This window comes from Metabacillus sp. YM-086, assembly GCF_048059995.1.
GTDB lineage: Bacteria > Bacillota > Bacilli > Bacillales > Bacillaceae > Metabacillus > Metabacillus litoralis_B.
The window spans coordinates 13363-29720 of record NZ_JBLUOI010000062.1; the positions used below are offsets into that span (position 1 = coordinate 13363).

General features: G+C 31.9%; 18 protein-coding genes and 1 pseudogene. 16 read left to right on the plus strand and 3 right to left on the minus strand.

Translation table 11 applies throughout. The annotated features are described in order from the left end of the window. The first annotated feature begins 67 nt into the window (after nucleotides 1-67). The 5 genes from ACEWK1_RS20880 to ACEWK1_RS20900 all read left to right on the plus strand — a co-directional run bounded on the left by ACEWK1_RS20880 (nucleotide 68) and on the right by ACEWK1_RS20900 (nucleotide 3766). Entirely contained in the window at nucleotides 68-532 is a 465-nt protein-coding gene (locus tag ACEWK1_RS20880) for a CBO0543 family protein (RefSeq protein WP_121662127.1), read from the plus strand. 44 nt (nucleotides 533-576) lie between these two features. Then, entirely contained in the window at nucleotides 577-1140 is a 564-nt protein-coding gene (locus ACEWK1_RS20885; protein ID WP_212138330.1) for an SMI1/KNR4 family protein, read from the plus strand. 269 nt (nucleotides 1141-1409) lie between these two features. Then, complete coding sequence (locus ACEWK1_RS20890; protein ID WP_212138329.1) at nucleotides 1410-1910, plus strand: RNA polymerase sigma factor; 501 nt, start codon at nucleotides 1410-1412, stop codon at nucleotides 1908-1910. Beyond that, nucleotides 1897-2862: an anti sigma factor C-terminal domain-containing protein gene (locus tag ACEWK1_RS20895; RefSeq protein ID WP_212138328.1), complete on the plus strand. Its 966-nt coding sequence runs from the start codon at nucleotides 1897-1899 to the stop codon at nucleotides 2860-2862. The genes ACEWK1_RS20890 and ACEWK1_RS20895 overlap by 14 nt, the downstream gene beginning before the upstream one ends. Before the next feature lie 73 nt (nucleotides 2863-2935). Continuing rightward, the gene (locus ACEWK1_RS20900) at nucleotides 2936-3766 is read left to right on the plus strand and encodes a hypothetical protein (protein WP_212138327.1); all 831 of its coding nucleotides are present in this window, start codon (nucleotides 2936-2938) and stop codon (nucleotides 3764-3766) included. 148 nt (nucleotides 3767-3914) lie between these two features. Here ACEWK1_RS20900 and ACEWK1_RS20905 read toward each other — a convergent pair whose 3' ends face one another. Continuing rightward, nucleotides 3915-4121 carry a hypothetical protein gene (locus ACEWK1_RS20905; RefSeq protein WP_212138326.1) on the minus strand — a complete coding sequence of 69 codons (207 nt, stop codon included), beginning with the start codon at nucleotides 4119-4121 and terminating at the stop codon, nucleotides 3915-3917. Nucleotides 4122-4815: 694 nt separating this feature from the next. Between ACEWK1_RS20905 and ACEWK1_RS20910 the strand changes: the two genes are divergently transcribed. The 6 genes and pseudogenes from ACEWK1_RS20910 (at nucleotide 4816) to ACEWK1_RS20935 (ending at nucleotide 10274) form a co-directional block, all read left to right on the plus strand. Beyond that, entirely contained in the window at nucleotides 4816-5271 is a 456-nt protein-coding gene (locus ACEWK1_RS20910; protein WP_212138325.1) for a hypothetical protein, read from the plus strand. A gap of 1006 nt (nucleotides 5272-6277) precedes the next feature. Further along, the gene (locus tag ACEWK1_RS20915; RefSeq protein WP_212138324.1) at nucleotides 6278-7324 is read left to right on the plus strand and encodes an ArsR/SmtB family transcription factor; all 1047 of its coding nucleotides are present in this window, start codon (nucleotides 6278-6280) and stop codon (nucleotides 7322-7324) included. 17 nt (nucleotides 7325-7341) lie between these two features. Continuing rightward, nucleotides 7342-8562, plus strand: coding sequence for an MFS transporter (locus tag ACEWK1_RS20920; RefSeq protein ID WP_212138323.1), 1221 nt, complete (start codon nucleotides 7342-7344; stop codon nucleotides 8560-8562). A gap of 148 nt (nucleotides 8563-8710) precedes the next feature. After that, nucleotides 8711-9214, plus strand: coding sequence for a GNAT family N-acetyltransferase (locus ACEWK1_RS20925; RefSeq protein ID WP_212138322.1), 504 nt, complete (start codon nucleotides 8711-8713; stop codon nucleotides 9212-9214). A 175-nt stretch (nucleotides 9215-9389) separates the two neighbouring features. Next, on the plus strand, nucleotides 9390-9539 hold the full coding sequence (locus ACEWK1_RS20930) for a hypothetical protein (protein WP_416636620.1): 150 nt from the start codon (nucleotides 9390-9392) through the stop codon (nucleotides 9537-9539). A gap of 140 nt (nucleotides 9540-9679) precedes the next feature. Beyond that, nucleotides 9680-10274 (plus strand): annotated as a pseudogene (locus ACEWK1_RS20935) (kinase). A gap of 421 nt (nucleotides 10275-10695) precedes the next feature. Here the strand turns inward: ACEWK1_RS20935 and ACEWK1_RS20940 are convergent. Next, the gene (locus tag ACEWK1_RS20940) at nucleotides 10696-11700 is read right to left on the minus strand and encodes a DUF3231 family protein (RefSeq protein WP_212138321.1); all 1005 of its coding nucleotides are present in this window, start codon (nucleotides 11698-11700) and stop codon (nucleotides 10696-10698) included. Nucleotides 11701-12204: 504 nt separating this feature from the next. Between ACEWK1_RS20940 and ACEWK1_RS20945 the strand changes: the two genes are divergently transcribed. Further along, nucleotides 12205-12450 (plus strand): PH domain-containing protein, encoded by a 246-nt coding sequence (locus tag ACEWK1_RS20945; RefSeq protein WP_416636622.1) that lies wholly within the window; start codon nucleotides 12205-12207, stop codon nucleotides 12448-12450. Between the two features lie 198 nt (nucleotides 12451-12648). On the opposite strand, the gene ACEWK1_RS20950 is transcribed toward ACEWK1_RS20945, so the two are convergent. Next, nucleotides 12649-12810 (minus strand): DUF6980 family protein, encoded by a 162-nt coding sequence (locus tag ACEWK1_RS20950; RefSeq protein WP_416636621.1) that lies wholly within the window; start codon nucleotides 12808-12810, stop codon nucleotides 12649-12651. 63 nt (nucleotides 12811-12873) lie between these two features. Here ACEWK1_RS20950 and ACEWK1_RS20955 point away from each other — a divergent pair, with 63 nt between their 5' ends. From ACEWK1_RS20955 to ACEWK1_RS20970, 4 genes are all read left to right on the plus strand, one after another. Next, entirely contained in the window at nucleotides 12874-13218 is a 345-nt protein-coding gene (locus ACEWK1_RS20955; RefSeq protein ID WP_121662118.1) for a hypothetical protein, read from the plus strand. A gap of 278 nt (nucleotides 13219-13496) precedes the next feature. After that, nucleotides 13497-13781 (plus strand): hypothetical protein, encoded by a 285-nt coding sequence (locus ACEWK1_RS20960; RefSeq protein WP_212138320.1) that lies wholly within the window; start codon nucleotides 13497-13499, stop codon nucleotides 13779-13781. Between the two features lie 421 nt (nucleotides 13782-14202). Continuing rightward, nucleotides 14203-15894, plus strand: a complete 1692-nt coding sequence (locus tag ACEWK1_RS20965) for a methyl-accepting chemotaxis protein (protein WP_212138319.1) — start codon at nucleotides 14203-14205, stop codon at nucleotides 15892-15894. Nucleotides 15895-16003: 109 nt separating this feature from the next. Beyond that, a complete protein-coding gene (locus ACEWK1_RS20970) occupies nucleotides 16004-16174 on the plus strand; it encodes a Myb-like DNA-binding domain-containing protein (protein WP_212138318.1) in 171 nt (56 codons plus the stop codon). The last annotated feature ends 184 nt before the right edge of the window (nucleotides 16175-16358 follow it).

A 16358-nucleotide genomic window follows, 5' to 3' on the forward strand; every position in this document is an offset into this window, starting at 1 on the left:
AATGATCCTCAATAGTGGATAACATTTAGATAATAAGATGCAATGCAACTTTTATGGGGGAACCGTAATGGAACCACAAACGCTTTTTGTTTATACAGCAAGCTTTATTTTTTTGCTCGTGGCGTATAACATTCCTAAAAAAATGAAGCCTTATCAAATTTATGTAACTACAATGTTTGCAATAGTATTTGGTCTTCTTGTTGACACAATACTTGCAGTAAAATATAAGTTTTATGTTCTTGATAAGCCTGGAATACAAATACCACCATTAATTGGTCAAGTTATTTTATATGGTACAACAAGCGTAATATTACTAAACCTTTACCCATTTCATAAGTCGAAAAAAAGGAAATTGGTTTTTATCTTATGTTTTACTTTAATAACTATTGTATTTGAGTTTATATCTTATAAAGTTGGTTTTATTAAATATAATGAGTGGAAGATGTGGTATTCTGCTTTGTGTTACCCTTTCCTAATTTATTTCCTTATATTGCATTATTATTTCTTTAAGTGGTTAGTTGAACGTACATAGCGGTATGAAGGCAATTAAGGAATTTTAAGAAAGGGGGAGGTTTAATGAAAAAAGAATATTATCAGGGTAAAGACTTTTGGTCGGATCAGTATTCTTGGGATTATGAACCTGTCACAGATCGTATGATTGAAGAGGCTGAGAGACAAATACAAGTAAAGCTTCCCTTGTCTTATATAAATCTGTTAAAAGAACAAAACGGTGGTTTTGTTCATTATGATCGTTTTGACCATGATGGAGATAGATTGGTTTGGATGGATCATATGGAAGGGGTTGATTTAGAAGTACCTCATCATGGCAATGGGATTCTTGCATCTAAATACTGGATTAAAGAATGTAATTTGCCTGTATCTCCTTCCACTACTGTGATACTATGGGGGGATTATCATCATTTTATTGCATTGGATTACTATAAAGAAGCTGAAATTCCATCTGTTGTTCAATTTTGGGAAACTTGGGAAGCGGAAGAACCATGGGGAAAGACTCATTTAGCTTCTACATTTGATGAGTTTTTATCAAAACTGTATAGGAAGCCTAAATTTGAACCTAAGAAAATTAAAAATAAAACAAAGTATAAACAACAGATTAATCCTAAATATCTTAAGTTTTAATTGAAAAAGACTGCTATTATATTTTAAATTCTTGAACTAATGGAGTATGTTAGTTTAACAAAAAATTTAACTACAGTAATAAAAGCGCAAATGTTTAATAGCATTTGCGTTTTTTCGTTGTTAAAGTTAGGGAGGGAGAAGGATCATTCAGTAAACAAAAAATAAATAGAGAACGTAAAAATAAATAGTACGTATGCATAAAAATTTTTAAGAATTTTTGTATACATTTTTCTTTTTTTATACGTTTATAAAATGGAAAGGAGGAAGAGATGAAATATGAGTTTGAGGATTTGCTAAAAGAAAAAATGAAGATGCTTTATCGATATTTACTTAAAATTGGGGTTAATGAAGCTGATACACATGATGTAATCCAAGATACTATGATCAAAGCCTTATCATATATAGGAGAAATTGATCCAGCTAAGCTTAACTCATGGTTGTTTAGAGTAGCACTAAACAAATACTATGATTTGTGTCGAAAGAATAAACGTACTGTTCACATACCAATTGAACCGAAACATCTAATAGAAGAAAAAAGCCCAGAATCCATTGTTTTAACAGCAGAGCAGAAGCGCGAGTTTGATGAATTATTAAACCATGTGAAACCTGATTATAAACACATACTCTTATTAAAATATGAAATGAATATGTCATATAAAGAGATTGCGTTAACACTAGATATAAAAGAAGACAAAGTGAAAACTTGGTTATACAGGGCAAGAAAACAATTTGAAAAAGTATACGGGGGTTCTGAAGATGCAAAAAAATGAAGATATAGAATTGGAAATGCAATCAGTTAATAACATGTTAAAAAAGGCAAAGAAGAGAGCTATTATTAAGCAGGTCATTATTTCCATCATTGTAACAATTATTCTAGTTCCTATCATCCTCATTGGTATTTTACAATTAACATATCGAGGTGCTGATAATATGGGACGAGATATAGCAATGATTGATCAAATAACCCGTCCTAATCATCAATTGTCTGGAGATGTTAATAGAAGTGGATTATTTGGTGGAGAAGTAGAATATAAGGCTATTAAAGTAATTGAGGGAATCCCAATATTATGGGGAGAAGAGGTGTATGAATATAGTTTTCTAAATAGTTATAGTCGAATTAGTAGTCGTAACCAATTCGAATTTAGTGAAGGTGAAGAAGCACCAAGTAAAAGACATATCTATCATACTGACACAATGCAAAGGGAAATGCAGTTCTATCACCCAAAAGTCACTTATACTCATTACTTAAATGATATACCTCTATTAGAAAAACACCCAAATAAATATGCTGAGATGGCAATTTCCTTCGATAAAAACTACACTGTTGCAGAAATTAAAAAGATGCTGCCAGAACAGGTTTCACCGGTTTGGTATTGGGTTGATACTAATGATAATCTAAAGTATCTAAATGAATCAGATATGCCTGAGGCTGCTCATTATGTATATGGTTTTGATGCACAAAAGGGGGATATTGAGTATGGTGATGGAACAGAGAAAGATTTTATACTTGCCTTAAAAAGTGGATTGGAACTGACTAAAAAGTATAAAAACGAGTATAAAAGAATTTATGATTTCTTACGTCAAGGAAAAAGGGAGCCTTCACCGAAGGATGTTAAAGTTATTGGTGTGGTTGTAACTGGATCTACAGAAAAGCTAAAGAAGTTACAAAACCAACCTTATGCAAAGGCCCTTGTTCTAGGAGCAGTTGTAGAAGATAAATAGGCAGATAATCATGGTAATGGTGATCAGGTATAATTTATGATTAAAATTATAGGAGTAAGAGGGGCTAACTTTAATGAGTAATAATTTTGGTAAATACTATGTACCACCTACACTCCAAAAATTAATTGAGTTACAAAATGAACTAGGTGATCCAGAACAATTTTACCTTGGTCTAAATTTTTACCTTTCTCTTGAAAATTACAGATACTATAATACACCAAGTGATGTGGTTGTATTTGGGAATAATGGTCTAGATGGTGTTCATTATGGCTTCCTTACTGATTATGGCTCTGTAACTGACCTTGAGGTAGCACCTATTGTTTGCGTTTGTCCAATGGATTTTGAACGTCCTACGCGTGTAGTTGCAAGGAATCTATGTGAATTTTTAAGAGTAAATTTGAATGATAGTGAACTGTTCTATAATCAGTTTGATAGTGAAGAGCATTATTTAGTAGCTAAAGATCAATGGGCTTCAGAGGCTGCTAACTCACCATATCAACCATCTGAAGATGAAAAGCAAGTTCGAAAAAGAGTAACTAAGTTTTTAGCCGAGAAAATCCAGATACCCTGTATTAACAATCCGTATCGCTATGTTCAGTATATCGAATTTAAAAGGCAAAGCAATGTTTGTATCCAAACACGGGATGGGCTTGGCGTTACAACTCCACTACTTCAAGGTGAAAAACACATACCATTCCCAATGGAAACAGACATAGAGCCAGGATTAGAGTTGTTGCAGGAATACCTTAATTCTACACCAGTTGCTTCACGACTTGTATTATTTAGGGACATTCAGCTTAACAGTGTCTTGCGTGACAACCAAGAACTTCTCCAATTAGTGATTGACGCAATGATCAATTTGAAACTTATGGACGAAGCCAACCGTTTAGCCGATTCTATCTAAACATCTGCCGTTATCGTTTTGATCGTATCTGATATGTTAAATTATTTGTTCAATTAACGTTAGCTAGTCTAAGTTCAATCTTCAACAATTAGAAGCGTAAGTGTTATATGAAAAACAATAAACGTCTAAAACAAAAACGGACCTACTATTAAAGGTCCGTTTTTGAACGTATCTTCTCAATTCTTCTTACACCTAAGTTTAAAATTAAAGCAATCATACTCCAAATAAGAAGCACTGTTGAAAATAATAGCATTGTCCAATAGATAAATGGAGGTAGGCTTACAGTTGTTGTAATGCTTCTTAAACTTAGACCTACAAGAAAAAAAGCTAGTAGTAATGGTAAATTTCTAATCAATTAAAACACTCCAAATATGTCATATTGTAAAATTATAACATATTGAACTGAACTTTATCTAAAATTACAAAGAACGAGTTAAATGCCCCAGTTTTTAAAGTATTCAAAAAATCCCATATGCATAGGGAGTGCCCATAAATAAGCACCAAAAAGAGCTACTAAAAAGTTGTCGATTGTTTTAGGAAGTCTGTTAAATAAAAAGTGTTCTTCAGCAATTAAAAGCGCCTTTCTTGAATAAGAATGTGCGCTCTTTATCGTATTAGGGCTTAATATTAGGGCTTAAACAAGGGGGAAATAGAATGGATACAACACATCATAATAGCAACGCGTGGATTCTAGATACACTCAGGCCGTAAGTAGGAAAAAAGTAAATCAGGTGAATGGGCAATCCCTGTTACAACTGAAAAAAACAGTTCCAAGAGATTGGTTTCCAAAATACATGAAAGGTTAAAGATACTATGCGGGTAGTAATTCAAGAAACAAAGTTGTATAGCGGGGAAAAGCTATTTTAAGCAGGGACGATTCTTTTAAATAGTTATTTATAAAAAAGAGCACAGTTATTTGTGTCCTTTTTCATTAAGACCAGAATGGAGAATATTACATTTAGGTTAACGGAGCTGCCTTATCCTGCATGACATTATTCATTGAAACTTATATTAACCATAAACGACAAATTAAAGAAAGGGGGATTTGAATGAAAAGTAAACATTTAATATCTATTGCAGTTTTATTCATTTTCTTTTTTCCAGGTAAGATATTAGCAACATCTTGGGCTTATCCATTTGTAGTTTGGGATAAATATATCTATGTGATAAGTGATGAATATGTAACGGAAATAGATAATGAAATAGGACATGTTACAAGGTATTCGGATATGGAACAGTATTCTGGTAACTTCTCTAATGCTTATATGCAAGGGACTAAATACTATTCAATTAAAGGTATAAGTACAGACCAAGCAATAGCAGTTGAAGGACAAAATGGACAATATATAAAGGCAAATAGAGAAGCAGAATATAAAATGAAAAGTCCTTTTGATGGACAACAAGGGTTTATTAAGATTATTTTATTTTCTGTAGTGGGTATCTTTTTTAATGTTCTCATTTATAAAGTGATAAGAAATAATGCGTCTAATATGAAAAGGGGATAATGACTATGAGCAGAGTAGTTGTATATATAACAGTATTTATCTTCTTTCTTGTTAATATCAAGATAATATAGATTTAAATAAAATGTGAAAATATCTCTATCTTAATTCACTTCATTATCGATAACAAATATAGAGTTCCAAACAATACCCTAATCCTAAACATAGCCATTCAACATAAATGATCTAATCTTCCTTAAACATTCCCAATTCATATTTAACATTGATGAAGTTAAAGTTCCATTAAAAGCTTGCATAACTATAAGCGCTCCAATTAAATAGCTAACTAGTACATAAAAGTTAAATTTTTCTTTCTTTTATTTAAGAGTAAGGAAAGAGGATGTCTGTTATTAAATAAATAGCTGAATAACGTTGAAAAGGGGGTTACTTTATCAAGAAGTTTAAATTCATTCTACTGACTTTAGTTTGTCTTTTAGCTTTAAGTTACCTTTTATATAAAGGGAATATCGACAAGTTTAAAGAGTATCTAAGCAAGGTAGAATTTGAGAATCAAGAAGTGACAATTAACAATGGATCCATGTTTGATAATAGACAACTGGGAAAAAGCCCTCAACATCTGAAAGTTACAGACGGCGATTTTTTACATATTTATAAATATCCAAGTAATTTATTAGCCAAAGAGGCAAGTAAAAGTTTTAAAAGGAAAACAGAAAAATATAATATGGTTTCTCACAATTTATATGTAGTGGAAAATATGTTCATCATCTATGAGTACCAAAGGAGTTTGGATGATTACGACAAATCACTAGATGAAATAATTAGGGACTACGAGGAATGAATACTTCTTTAGAAATGAAAGTACCTATTTATAATATTGTTATTCAACAAACGAATCGCGTTTCATGAATATGAAATGCGTTTTTATATTTCTTAAAAACGCTACCTTTTCATTCGATAAACTTAGAATTAAAATTCTATATTTATTGAAAATATAAAGCTGATATTATAAAATTGTAAAAAAGAGGTAATGGGAGGGAGAGTATACAAGATGGACGTAATTAATATCACTAATAGAAAAAGAGAAACATATGAAATCAAACTAGAATACTCATTGTTGTGGGAAACAGCCTTAGGAATTGCTGCCATAACAAATAAATCTTTAATTAATACATTAGAATTATCAAAAGATTATTTAGTGAATTTAAAGAGCTCATTATCTAAGGAGTTAATAAAACAATTAAAGTATGTTGAAGAAAATAATACTTGGAAAGCTCTACTTCAAATACTTCATATGCAATCATTCAAGAGTATGACTGAGTTTACTGCATATATAGAACAGCTCTCTTCTCAGGAATTGAAGTATATCAGTCTCCCATTTACAGGCTATAAAACAGAAGAAACTAGAGTGAATGCTTCACATGGAGAAGAGATTGCGATAGCTCAATTGAAATCTTTAACTGCAAACAATGAATTCCTGCCCAACTACATAGACTTCATATGTAATATTGACGAAGAGCTTTTGAAAGAGCATCTGATAAATGTAATGACAAGATGGCATAACGAAGTTATAGAAAAAGATGATTTTTCATCAGTTAATTTTATATTAAGAAATGACTATAAATCTAAAAGACAAATGCTCTCACAAATGTCTCCTGAGGATTTAGTGAAGTGGGCTACAGGCGGAATCAACTACTTACCAGAACCTAGTGTAAGGACAGTATTATTAATTCCTCAATTTATTTATCGTCCGTGGAATATAGAAGCTGATATAAAAGGAACCAAGGTCTTTTATTATCCAGTAGCAAATGAAAGTATTAATCCTAGTAATCGTTATGTACCTGATAACTCTCTCGTTTTAAAACATAAAGCTTTAGGGGATGAAGTAAGACTCAGAATTGTAAAGCTACTGAATGAGAAGGAGTTAACATTACAGGAGATAACCGAAAAGATAGATTTAGGCAAATCAACGATACACCATCATCTGAAAATTCTTAGGTCAGCTAGAATTGTTTCGATTAACAACTCTAAGTACTGTCTAGAATTTAATGCATTAGAAAGTCTTTCGGTAGAGTTTGAACGATTTCTTAATAAGTAGTAAAGGGGGGAGTTTGGATGGTTGATCCAGTAATACAAATGAATTCTATTCCTAAACTCAGAAAGAACTATTCAGTATTTCGATTTATGGGAGGCAACTTAATTTCGTTTTGCGGAGATCAAATATACCTTTTAGCTATTCCACTAATAGTTTTGTCTATTACAGGATCACCATTAAGTATGGGAATAGTTGCAGCACTTGAGAGGCTTCCTATTCTCTTCCAACCATTAACAGGTGTCCTTGCAGACAGATTTAATAAAAAATATTTATTACTTTTCTGTGATTTGCTTCGGTGTATTATTGTAGGGATAATTGGCTTACTCTTTATTTTTGGAATATTAGATATGTGGTTTTTATATACAGGTGCTTTTACTATTGGGGTTTTAAGCCAAATCTATAACACTTCACAGTTTGCATCTATTCCCAAAATGGTACGTAAAAGTGATTTGCATTCTGTTAATGCAATCAATACAGGTTTTTTCAATACAGCTGTATTAGTTGCTCCAGGAATCGGAGGCTTGATTATAAGCTTATATAATCCAGGATATGCACTCTTAATCAATAGTATGAGCTTCTTTATTGCCTTCCTAACAGTATTAAGCATTAACATGAATACATCTGAGGATAGTAAGAAATTTAAGAGAAATAGCTTTTGGTTAGATATAAAAGAAGGGTTTCAATTTGTGTTCCATTCCAAGCCTATATTGTTTACCAATTTAGCAATGTTAGTTTCTGTTTTTGGTACTACTATGTTTTTAACGATGATGGTTTTTCATTTGACAGATACAATAAGCTTGTCGTCAGAAAAGGTGGGTCTATTGATTTCAATAGGTGGGATAGGAGCTATATGCGGTGCATTAATAACAACAAAGGTAAGGGAATCTTTTACGTATCGCAGTATCCTTTTCTTTGCTTCTCTAATTGGCGGATTATCCATAGTATTGTTTGGTTTGTCTACAAGTTACATTTGTTTAATTATATTGAATGCTGTAGGAACATTAGCCTCTTCTATGATGAATCCATGTATTGTTACGATAAGGCAATCCCTAACCCCCGATCATCTCTTAGGAAGAGTGCAGGCGACAAGCAGATTTATGACATGGATTTCTATGCCTGTAGCAGCATTCCTAGCTGGGATTCTCTCTAATAATATTGGAACAAATCTGACCATTATATTAGGTGGAATTACATCCACAGTAGCTTCATTTTTGTATTTACATCATTCACTTGGTAAGTAATAAATTCAGCAATCAAAGCGCCTTTCTGGAACAAGGAAGGTGCTTATTTTAGTAAGACCCGATTAGAGAAGAACAAAATGTGAAGAAAAAGGTTTTTTGCTAGTTTAATTGAAATGTATTACTTATTAAACTAAAGTAGGTGTATAGTATGAAAGGTACTATTGTTTTAGAAAAAATGAAATCAGATGATTGGGAACAAGTAAGAAAAATCTATCTTGAGGGCATTTCTACTGGAAATGCAACCTTCCAGAAAACAGCTCCTTCTTGGGAGGAATGGGACAACGGCCATATTAATAATTGTAGAAGAGTGGCACGTTCAAAAGGAAAAGTTGTGGGCTGGGCTGCTTTAAGTCCAATATCAAGTAGGAGTGTATATTCTGGAGTTGGAGAAGTAAGTGTTTATGTGAGTTTAAAAGAAAGTGGCAAGGGAATTGGGAGTTTACTCTTGGATTCCTTAATTGAAAATAGTGAAAAGAATGGGTTTTGGATGCTACAGTCTGGGATATTCCCCGAAAACGTCGGTAGTATTAAATTACATAAAAATCATGGATTTCGAGAAGTAGGAAGACGTGAACGTATAGGATACATGGATGGCGTGTGGCGAGATACTGTCCTGCTTGAAAGAAGAAGTGATAAAGTAGGAATTATCTAAATTGCGCTGCTGAAATAATTCGTAATTATGTGTTAAATAGAAGATAAACAAAAACAGTGTCAATTGCTGTACAGTACAACCATACTTTTAATAACGAATTTGGATTCTACAAAAAGCGCTTAACAGGGTTACTATATGCTTCAAAAGTAGAAATAAAAACAGAGGGTAAAAAGGAATGCCTGATATAACTGGATGGAGCCTTTCTGATGTTATGAAACTAAGTAGCTTAACTGGGCTAAGTGATCCAGAAGTTTATTTCAAAGGTGGTAGGTTATCAAATTTTATACCAGAACACGTTAAAGATGCACTCTTTAAGAAAGTGTGACTAGTAATGTAAGCAAGTAAAGTCCTAAATACAGGGAGTTCCATTTAGAATAGAGACTTATATGCAATAGCTGAAGATAAATTCTTCAGCTATTTTTAAACAAGAAAATATGATATGTATATATAGAGTAGTGGATATATTTGGAACATAAAATACTAAATATAATTAATAAGATTCCTAGGCCTGAACAAGATCAAAGAATCGTTCTTGGAATAGCCGGATTAAGCCGTTCTGGGAAAACCACACTGACAAAGAAAGTTGTGCAGCATCTTCAAGAAAAAAATATTTCAGTTTGCCTTTTTCATATAGATGATTACATTGTTGAGAAAAAAAGGCGTTACAACACTGGTTACGGAGAGTGGATTGAGTATTACAAATTACAATGGGATGTTAAATGGTTAAAAGAAAATCTCTTCCAAAAACTAAAAAAATCTAATGAATTGCAATTGCTCACTTATGATTACGGCTCTGATACTCAGAGCTTGGAGATAACTGAGGTACCTGATACTTGTGTAATTGTTATCGAAGGAGTATTTTTTACAAAGAAAAGTTTGGAGAAATTTTTACGATATTATAATAGATTTGGACAGTTCGAGAGAAATGAGATTCAATCGTGAATGCGAAGTCACTAAGACCAATATTAAAAAATTTCTAAATAGATATTGGAAAGCCGAAGATTATTATATGGAGGTTGAAACTCCATTAGAACAAGCTGACATAGTTATACAAAATTAAATAATATCAAGTAAATCTTTGACTCACCTATCCTAAAAATAGAAAAAAAGCAATGGAACGAATTCCATTGCTTTTTTTAATTACAAATTGACTACCCAAAAATAGTGTAAATATGCTTACTAATTTGGTTGAAATTGATGCTTTCTACTTCTCAAAAGAACCCGTTAAGTTAAATGCCTCAGTTTTTAAAGTGTTCAAAAGTCCCATATCATAGGGAGTGCTAATAAATAAGTATTACCCTTCGAACGAGTAATAGCCCTGAAGGAGAAAAAGTTTCTGTGATTAAGTAGCTTTTCAATGGTTTCAACACCATTTACTAAAGATTATATCAGGAGCTGTTCCTCCCTTAGTATTATACTTAATAAGTTACATTGATATGGACAAATTAAAATTCGCTCTTTGACATGAGTTTTATAGAATCTTATTTATCTTTTGCTATTTCTTTTCGATTTGGAGCAAGTGGTGGCTGCTCTAGCCACTTATTTTTTGTCATAATATCAAACCAATCTTTTGTAACCATTAAATTCTTTAAAATTATTTTTTCATAATTTACTACTAGATCAGATCTCATTGCTGATGCAAGACCGGCACCATGATAGTTTTGTGAAGCTTGCAATAAAAAACCAATGTGATACAGCATCAACTTATCCGAAAATGGAGGATCTTGCGAGGTGGTAACTTCTGATTCCCAGGACATCGGAACAGGTAAATTATCTCCATTAAGGATTTTTCCAAGTGATTGGATCTGGTTATCAGAAACTTTTTGGGTGTTCTTTAGGAATTTTCTAACGTCTTTATCTTGCGTTACTTGACTAAATCCTATCGAAAGAGATTTTTCTAATATTTTCTTTTTTAAGTTAAGGGAAAGAGCAATCATTTCGGTTGCAGCTAAAGGGCGTTTGTCACCGAAGTATCCATCTGTAAATTGTCCTCCTGAAATAAATACAGGGTTTGTCTCTGGGTAAAAGTAAGAATCCTTTTGAAAATGTCCTTTTTCAAGTAATAAATCAGTTACTTGATGGTACATTTTTTTGCCATCATGATCACAGGAATCATAAAAGTTTCGTAAATCCTTTCTCACTGAAGAACTAAGGGATGTAGAATGACCCAATAGACCATGAAGAGTTATTATATGTAAATAGTGTAAACAAAATATGTCGGAGAATAGTCTTTTAGTTCCTTTATTAAGATCTGAGTCAGTAAATCCAATCGGAATTGGAAATCCTTCATTTTCAATAAACATAGTAATTTGTTGTTTCTGTTTTGCAAAAGTATTAATAGCTTCTTCAAATAATAATTTGATCTTTTTGTCTTCAATAATCGAAACCATATATTTATTTATGATGTCAACGGCAGTCCCATTCATATATTGACCCCACAATGTACCTATTTCGCTAGACGTGAGATTGAGACTTTCTTTATCCATAATAATCACCTCAAATAAATGGTACCCAATTCTTAGGTAAGTTATTTGGATGGACTGGTAAAATTAGAAAACAAAAATGATAATGTGTTTTGAAAGATATTTAGCATTTCGAAATAGTGAAGGAATAGAAATGATCTTCAACAATGAAAATGCTGTTGTTGAATAAGGATACTGCTTAGGATTATATTGAACTTTATAATTTTGGATAGAATTAAAAACAACTAACTTCAATTGCGAATCGCATTTTCACAAGAAGATTCAGTTTATTGTAAAGGGTATAAATGAAACCTTTCCCGATTTTGTTCGTATACTTCTTTAAAGAGAGGAGGAGTGGTATGAATGTTCTTTCAATCTAAAAGAGACATTTTGTATTTTATAGCAATTTGGGGAACGGTATTTATCGTTTTTGATACATAGCCAATTGTTATTAAGATAGCTTACTATTTAATTGGAATTATTAGTATTGGAATTTTAATTTGGATATGGTTTGGAACGGGATATAAAATTGAGGATGATCTATTAAAAGTTCAATGTGGACAATTTCAATGGAAATTAAATGTAAAAGAGATAAGAAAAGTAAGGAAAGTAAAAAGTATATTTACCTCACCTGCTCTCTCCATTGATAGGTTAGACATATACTATGGTAAATACAATTTAATCAGAATTTCTCCAGAAAATGAATCTGAATTTATTGACTTATTGTTAAAAGAAAACCCTCAGATACAACTTAAATATGAAGCATATAAATAAATAGAATTCATAATAATTTTCCGAATATTAACAAAAAGATAAAACGCACTTTAAATATAAGCGTAAACTATGTTTTATCGAAATTAGAACAGCATAATATAAAGAATATGAAAAGTGTACTTAAAGTAACGGGTGCTTAGTCAAAGATTAATCTTCAGCAATCAAAGTGAGATTATGAAAGATTCTAAAGTTCGGTTATTAGTGATCTTTAAAAGTGAGGTGCATTTCATTTTGAAATGTGCCTTTTAAATGTATGTAATGAATATCGTTAAATCCTAATTCTTCAATTGTGTCAAACCATAAGTCTCTCTTGGAATCAGAAAGTTTTGAATCACACCAAGGGATCAGCAATAAACGCACAATTCTTTAGTGAAAATTGTGATTTCATAATTTACTAAAATAATTGGTAGAAAGAGGGATCTGATGAAGAAGCTTCTTCAATTTGTAACATTGATTATTGTACTAATATTATCGGGATGTTCCACATCTAAGGTACCAAAAGAATTTGAAGATTTAATACCTGCTAATTCTAATGAATATTATATAATTGGTTTCGAAAAACAAGTGTCAGAAGCAGACTTTTTTCTAAAAAGTATTGAAAGGTTTAAAAAGGATAAAAATGTTTCTGGATTAACAATCTATTATAAAGTTAATGACTCATTTCTAGATGAGTATCACTTTCATCAAGAAAACGGTTTTATCATTCTTGAAAAAGATAAATCACCATATTATGTGGAGAGCTATCAACATTTTCTAGATGAAAAGTAAATATTTACATTTTCAACTAACCTATAATAGTGAAAGAAGAATGAGTGATTTGAAGATTGAGATTATAATCTAGTTTTTTCCATTATAGAAGCACAAAAGGTAAAAAACTTAAATCATAATCTTTAAAAAGTACATCAATAAAAAAGGGATTTTGGTGTTTAGTGATAAACCAAAATGTATTTATTATAAAAGAGAAATAAAAGAAAATTTATTTGTAAAATGCGTTACCTGAAGAAGAAGGGTTTTACTGAGACATAAAAATATAATGGAGGTATATTGTGTGGTTAATTTTAGGACTTATTTCTATAGTGGCAACTTTTATCAATCTTTATATGTATAAAACAGGAAAAGATTATAAACTTGCGATGGCAATGGGATTATCATTTACAGCATTAACACTCTGTGCAGAACATAGCCTTGTATCTAATTGGGTAAAAGTTGAAGATTGGGCAGCTTTATTGGATGTTGTACCTACAATGGAAAAGGCATTATGGTTTTTAACAATTATCTCTATCTTACTAAATATAGCACCTATACTTTTAGAACGAAAAAATGAAAAATAATTACTTATTGGAGGTTAAGCGCGACAAAGGTGTTGAATGAGGGAGATTAAACACTCTATAGGGGGAAAATTGATCATAGTTGTGTTTATATAGGAAGACATGGAAATTAAGATTTTGATATAGGAACCAATTCCTATTCAAAAACACCTCATGATTAGTTATCTTTAGAACATACTATTGTAGACTAAAAGCAATAGCGATCCTGTTGTCTATTTAGTCTGATATATATTTGCGTATAAGTTTATATGGTAGCGACCCTGCCTTTATAACTATAATGCCATAAACAAAAAAGACTCTCTTTTTTGTTTATGGCATTTTTTATTTGAACCAGTTCAGTATAAATTCACGAGAGATGAAAAAAGTATCGTTCTTTATTACTGGAATGAGTAAGTAATTATTTCATTATTATGAGGTGAATAAAATGAAGTTACAACTAAAATTAGCTACAAAAATAAATCTAATTGTGTTAGGTATTATTCTTATCTTATCTACTGTTATAGGAGTTGTGGTGAATCGAGAAATTACCGAAGGTGTAAAAGAGTTTGCGGTTGAAAAAGCAAAGGGAGATTTGAGTTTAGCTTACCGATATGTTGATAACAAGTATCCAGGGGATTGGGAAATAAAGAATAACCAGTTAGTCAAGGGAACAACAGTGATGAATGATAATTTTGAAGTTGTTGATAAAATTGGTGAAGATACAGGGGATACGGTTACAATTTTTCAAGGTGATACAAGAATTGCAACAAATGTAATGTTAGAAGGAGAACGTGCAATTGGAACTCAAGCTTCATCAGAGGTTATTGAAGCAGTTATAAAGAATGGTAAGAGCTTTTACGGTGAGGCTGATGTAGCAGGAAATAAATATCAAACAGCTTATAGGCCAATTGAAAATGGAGCTGGAGAAGTAATAGGTATTCTTTATGTTGGTGCATCAGAAAAGATTATAAATAGTATTCTTAACTCGTTCTTAGTTAAATTTTTAACAGTATTAGCTGTTATGGTAGGTCTTTCAATTCTTGTAGTATATATTTTTACAAGAAGATTAAGAAAAAGACTATCAACGATGACCGCTGCTCTTGAATTAGCAGGAGAGGGTAATTTTACATCTGACATTCGTGATCTATCAGGAGATGAGTTAAGTGCTTTGGCAACTAGTTTTAATAAAATGACTACTAATCTTAAATCAATGATGCATGAAGTTATTTCAACTTCTGAACTAGTAGCCTCTTCGGCAGAGGAATTAACTGCAAGTGCAGAGCAAACTAGCAAAGCTACTGAAACCATTACAGAATCTATCCAACAAGTTGCAAACGGTGCAGAACATTCAACTGTCAGTGTTCAAGAGAGTGCAACAGCTCTTGAAGAAGTAACTACTGGGGTACAATCTATTGCAGAAAATGCTTCAGTTGTTTCTGATGTAGGATCTCAAGCGACCGAAAAAGCAAAAGAAGGCGGAGTATTTGTAGAAAACACAGTTAAACAAATTAATGAAATTAGTAGTTCTGTTAAACAAAGTGGTGAGGTTATCAAAACATTAGATAAAAGATCCCAAGAAATTGGAGAGATTACTAAAGTCATTTCTGGTATAGCAGAACAAACGAATCTTTTAGCATTAAATGCAGCAATTGAAGCAGCTAGAGCTGGTGAGCACGGGAAGGGATTTGCAGTGGTTGCAGATGAAGTAAGAAAATTGGCTGAGCAATCCCAAATATCTTCCTCACAAATTTCAAACCTTATCAAAGAAATACAAGAGGATATGGTGCTTTCAAACAAATCTATTGATAAGGTGTCAGTTGAGGTACAAGAGGGGCTAAATATCGTTAAACAGACAGAAGGTAGTTTCAAAGAAATTTATAAGTATATGGTACAGTTATCGGAACAAATAAATGATATGGCTGCAACAGCTCAAGAAATTTCTGCTAGCACACAAGAGGTTTCTGCAACAGTTACAGGTATCACAAAAATTTCTAACGAAACCTCCATGCATTCACAAAATGTAGCAGCTTCAGCAGAAGAACAGCTCGCTTCAATGGAAGAGGTAACTGCTTCTGCAAACTCATTATCAACTTTAGCTGAGGATTTCCAAAAATTAATCAACAGGTTTAAAGTATAAAGAATAAAAAATTTATGATTAGAAGAGGCTTGTATCTATGAAAATAGAACAGGCTTTTTTATAAGAATGTCTTTTGATAATGATTAAAGCCTGTGGAGGAGGAAAAGGAATGAGGATAAGAAGTTATAAACATTGGACAACCAATGAGGATTTTAAATTAATCAAATTACGCAATAAAGGTAAAAAGTATAAAGATATAGCGATTGTCATGGAAAGAACACCTTTGAGTGTTGAAAAAAGATATAGGAAAATAAAAAATGAAAAAATCTATGCTTTATAAGTTGGACGGTTCAACTAATGACGAGTTAGAAATATAAATTAATAAAAAGGAACTAAAAAAACGACTACCATTTTTATTTGTTCTATTCATAAAAAAGCGCAATCCATAATAAAGTGGTCCCTATGTCAAGGACACTTTGAAAAAGAGGCCTTAAATTATGTTAATTAATATTGTATTCTTCCGT

What these genes read in the sequence shown, in the direction of transcription:
- ACEWK1_RS20955 (WP_121662118.1), top strand. Translation starts at nt 12,874, where the DNA reads ATGAAGAAGCTTCTTCAATTTGTAACATTGATTATTGTACTAATATTA.
- ACEWK1_RS20885 (WP_212138330.1), top strand. Translation starts at nt 577, where the DNA reads ATGAAAAAAGAATATTATCAGGGTAAAGACTTTTGGTCGGATCAGTAT.
- ACEWK1_RS20890 (WP_212138329.1), top strand. Translation starts at nt 1,410, where the DNA reads ATGAAATATGAGTTTGAGGATTTGCTAAAAGAAAAAATGAAGATGCTT.
- ACEWK1_RS20925 (WP_212138322.1), top strand. Translation starts at nt 8,711, where the DNA reads ATGAAAGGTACTATTGTTTTAGAAAAAATGAAATCAGATGATTGGGAA.
- ACEWK1_RS20900 (WP_212138327.1), top strand. Translation starts at nt 2,936, where the DNA reads ATGAGTAATAATTTTGGTAAATACTATGTACCACCTACACTCCAAAAA.
- ACEWK1_RS20880 (WP_121662127.1), top strand. Translation starts at nt 68, where the DNA reads ATGGAACCACAAACGCTTTTTGTTTATACAGCAAGCTTTATTTTTTTG.
- ACEWK1_RS20910 (WP_212138325.1), top strand. Translation starts at nt 4,816, where the DNA reads ATGAAAAGTAAACATTTAATATCTATTGCAGTTTTATTCATTTTCTTT.
- ACEWK1_RS20970 (WP_212138318.1), top strand. Translation starts at nt 16,004, where the DNA reads ATGAGGATAAGAAGTTATAAACATTGGACAACCAATGAGGATTTTAAA.
- ACEWK1_RS20895 (WP_212138328.1), top strand. Translation starts at nt 1,897, where the DNA reads ATGCAAAAAAATGAAGATATAGAATTGGAAATGCAATCAGTTAATAAC.
- ACEWK1_RS20930 (WP_416636620.1), top strand. Translation starts at nt 9,390, where the DNA reads ATGCCTGATATAACTGGATGGAGCCTTTCTGATGTTATGAAACTAAGT.
- ACEWK1_RS20920 (WP_212138323.1), top strand. Translation starts at nt 7,342, where the DNA reads ATGGTTGATCCAGTAATACAAATGAATTCTATTCCTAAACTCAGAAAG.
- ACEWK1_RS20940 (WP_212138321.1), bottom strand. Translation starts at nt 11,700, where the DNA reads ATGGATAAAGAAAGTCTCAATCTCACGTCTAGCGAAATAGGTACATTG.
- ACEWK1_RS20915 (WP_212138324.1), top strand. Translation starts at nt 6,278, where the DNA reads ATGGACGTAATTAATATCACTAATAGAAAAAGAGAAACATATGAAATC.
- ACEWK1_RS20965 (WP_212138319.1), top strand. Translation starts at nt 14,203, where the DNA reads ATGAAGTTACAACTAAAATTAGCTACAAAAATAAATCTAATTGTGTTA.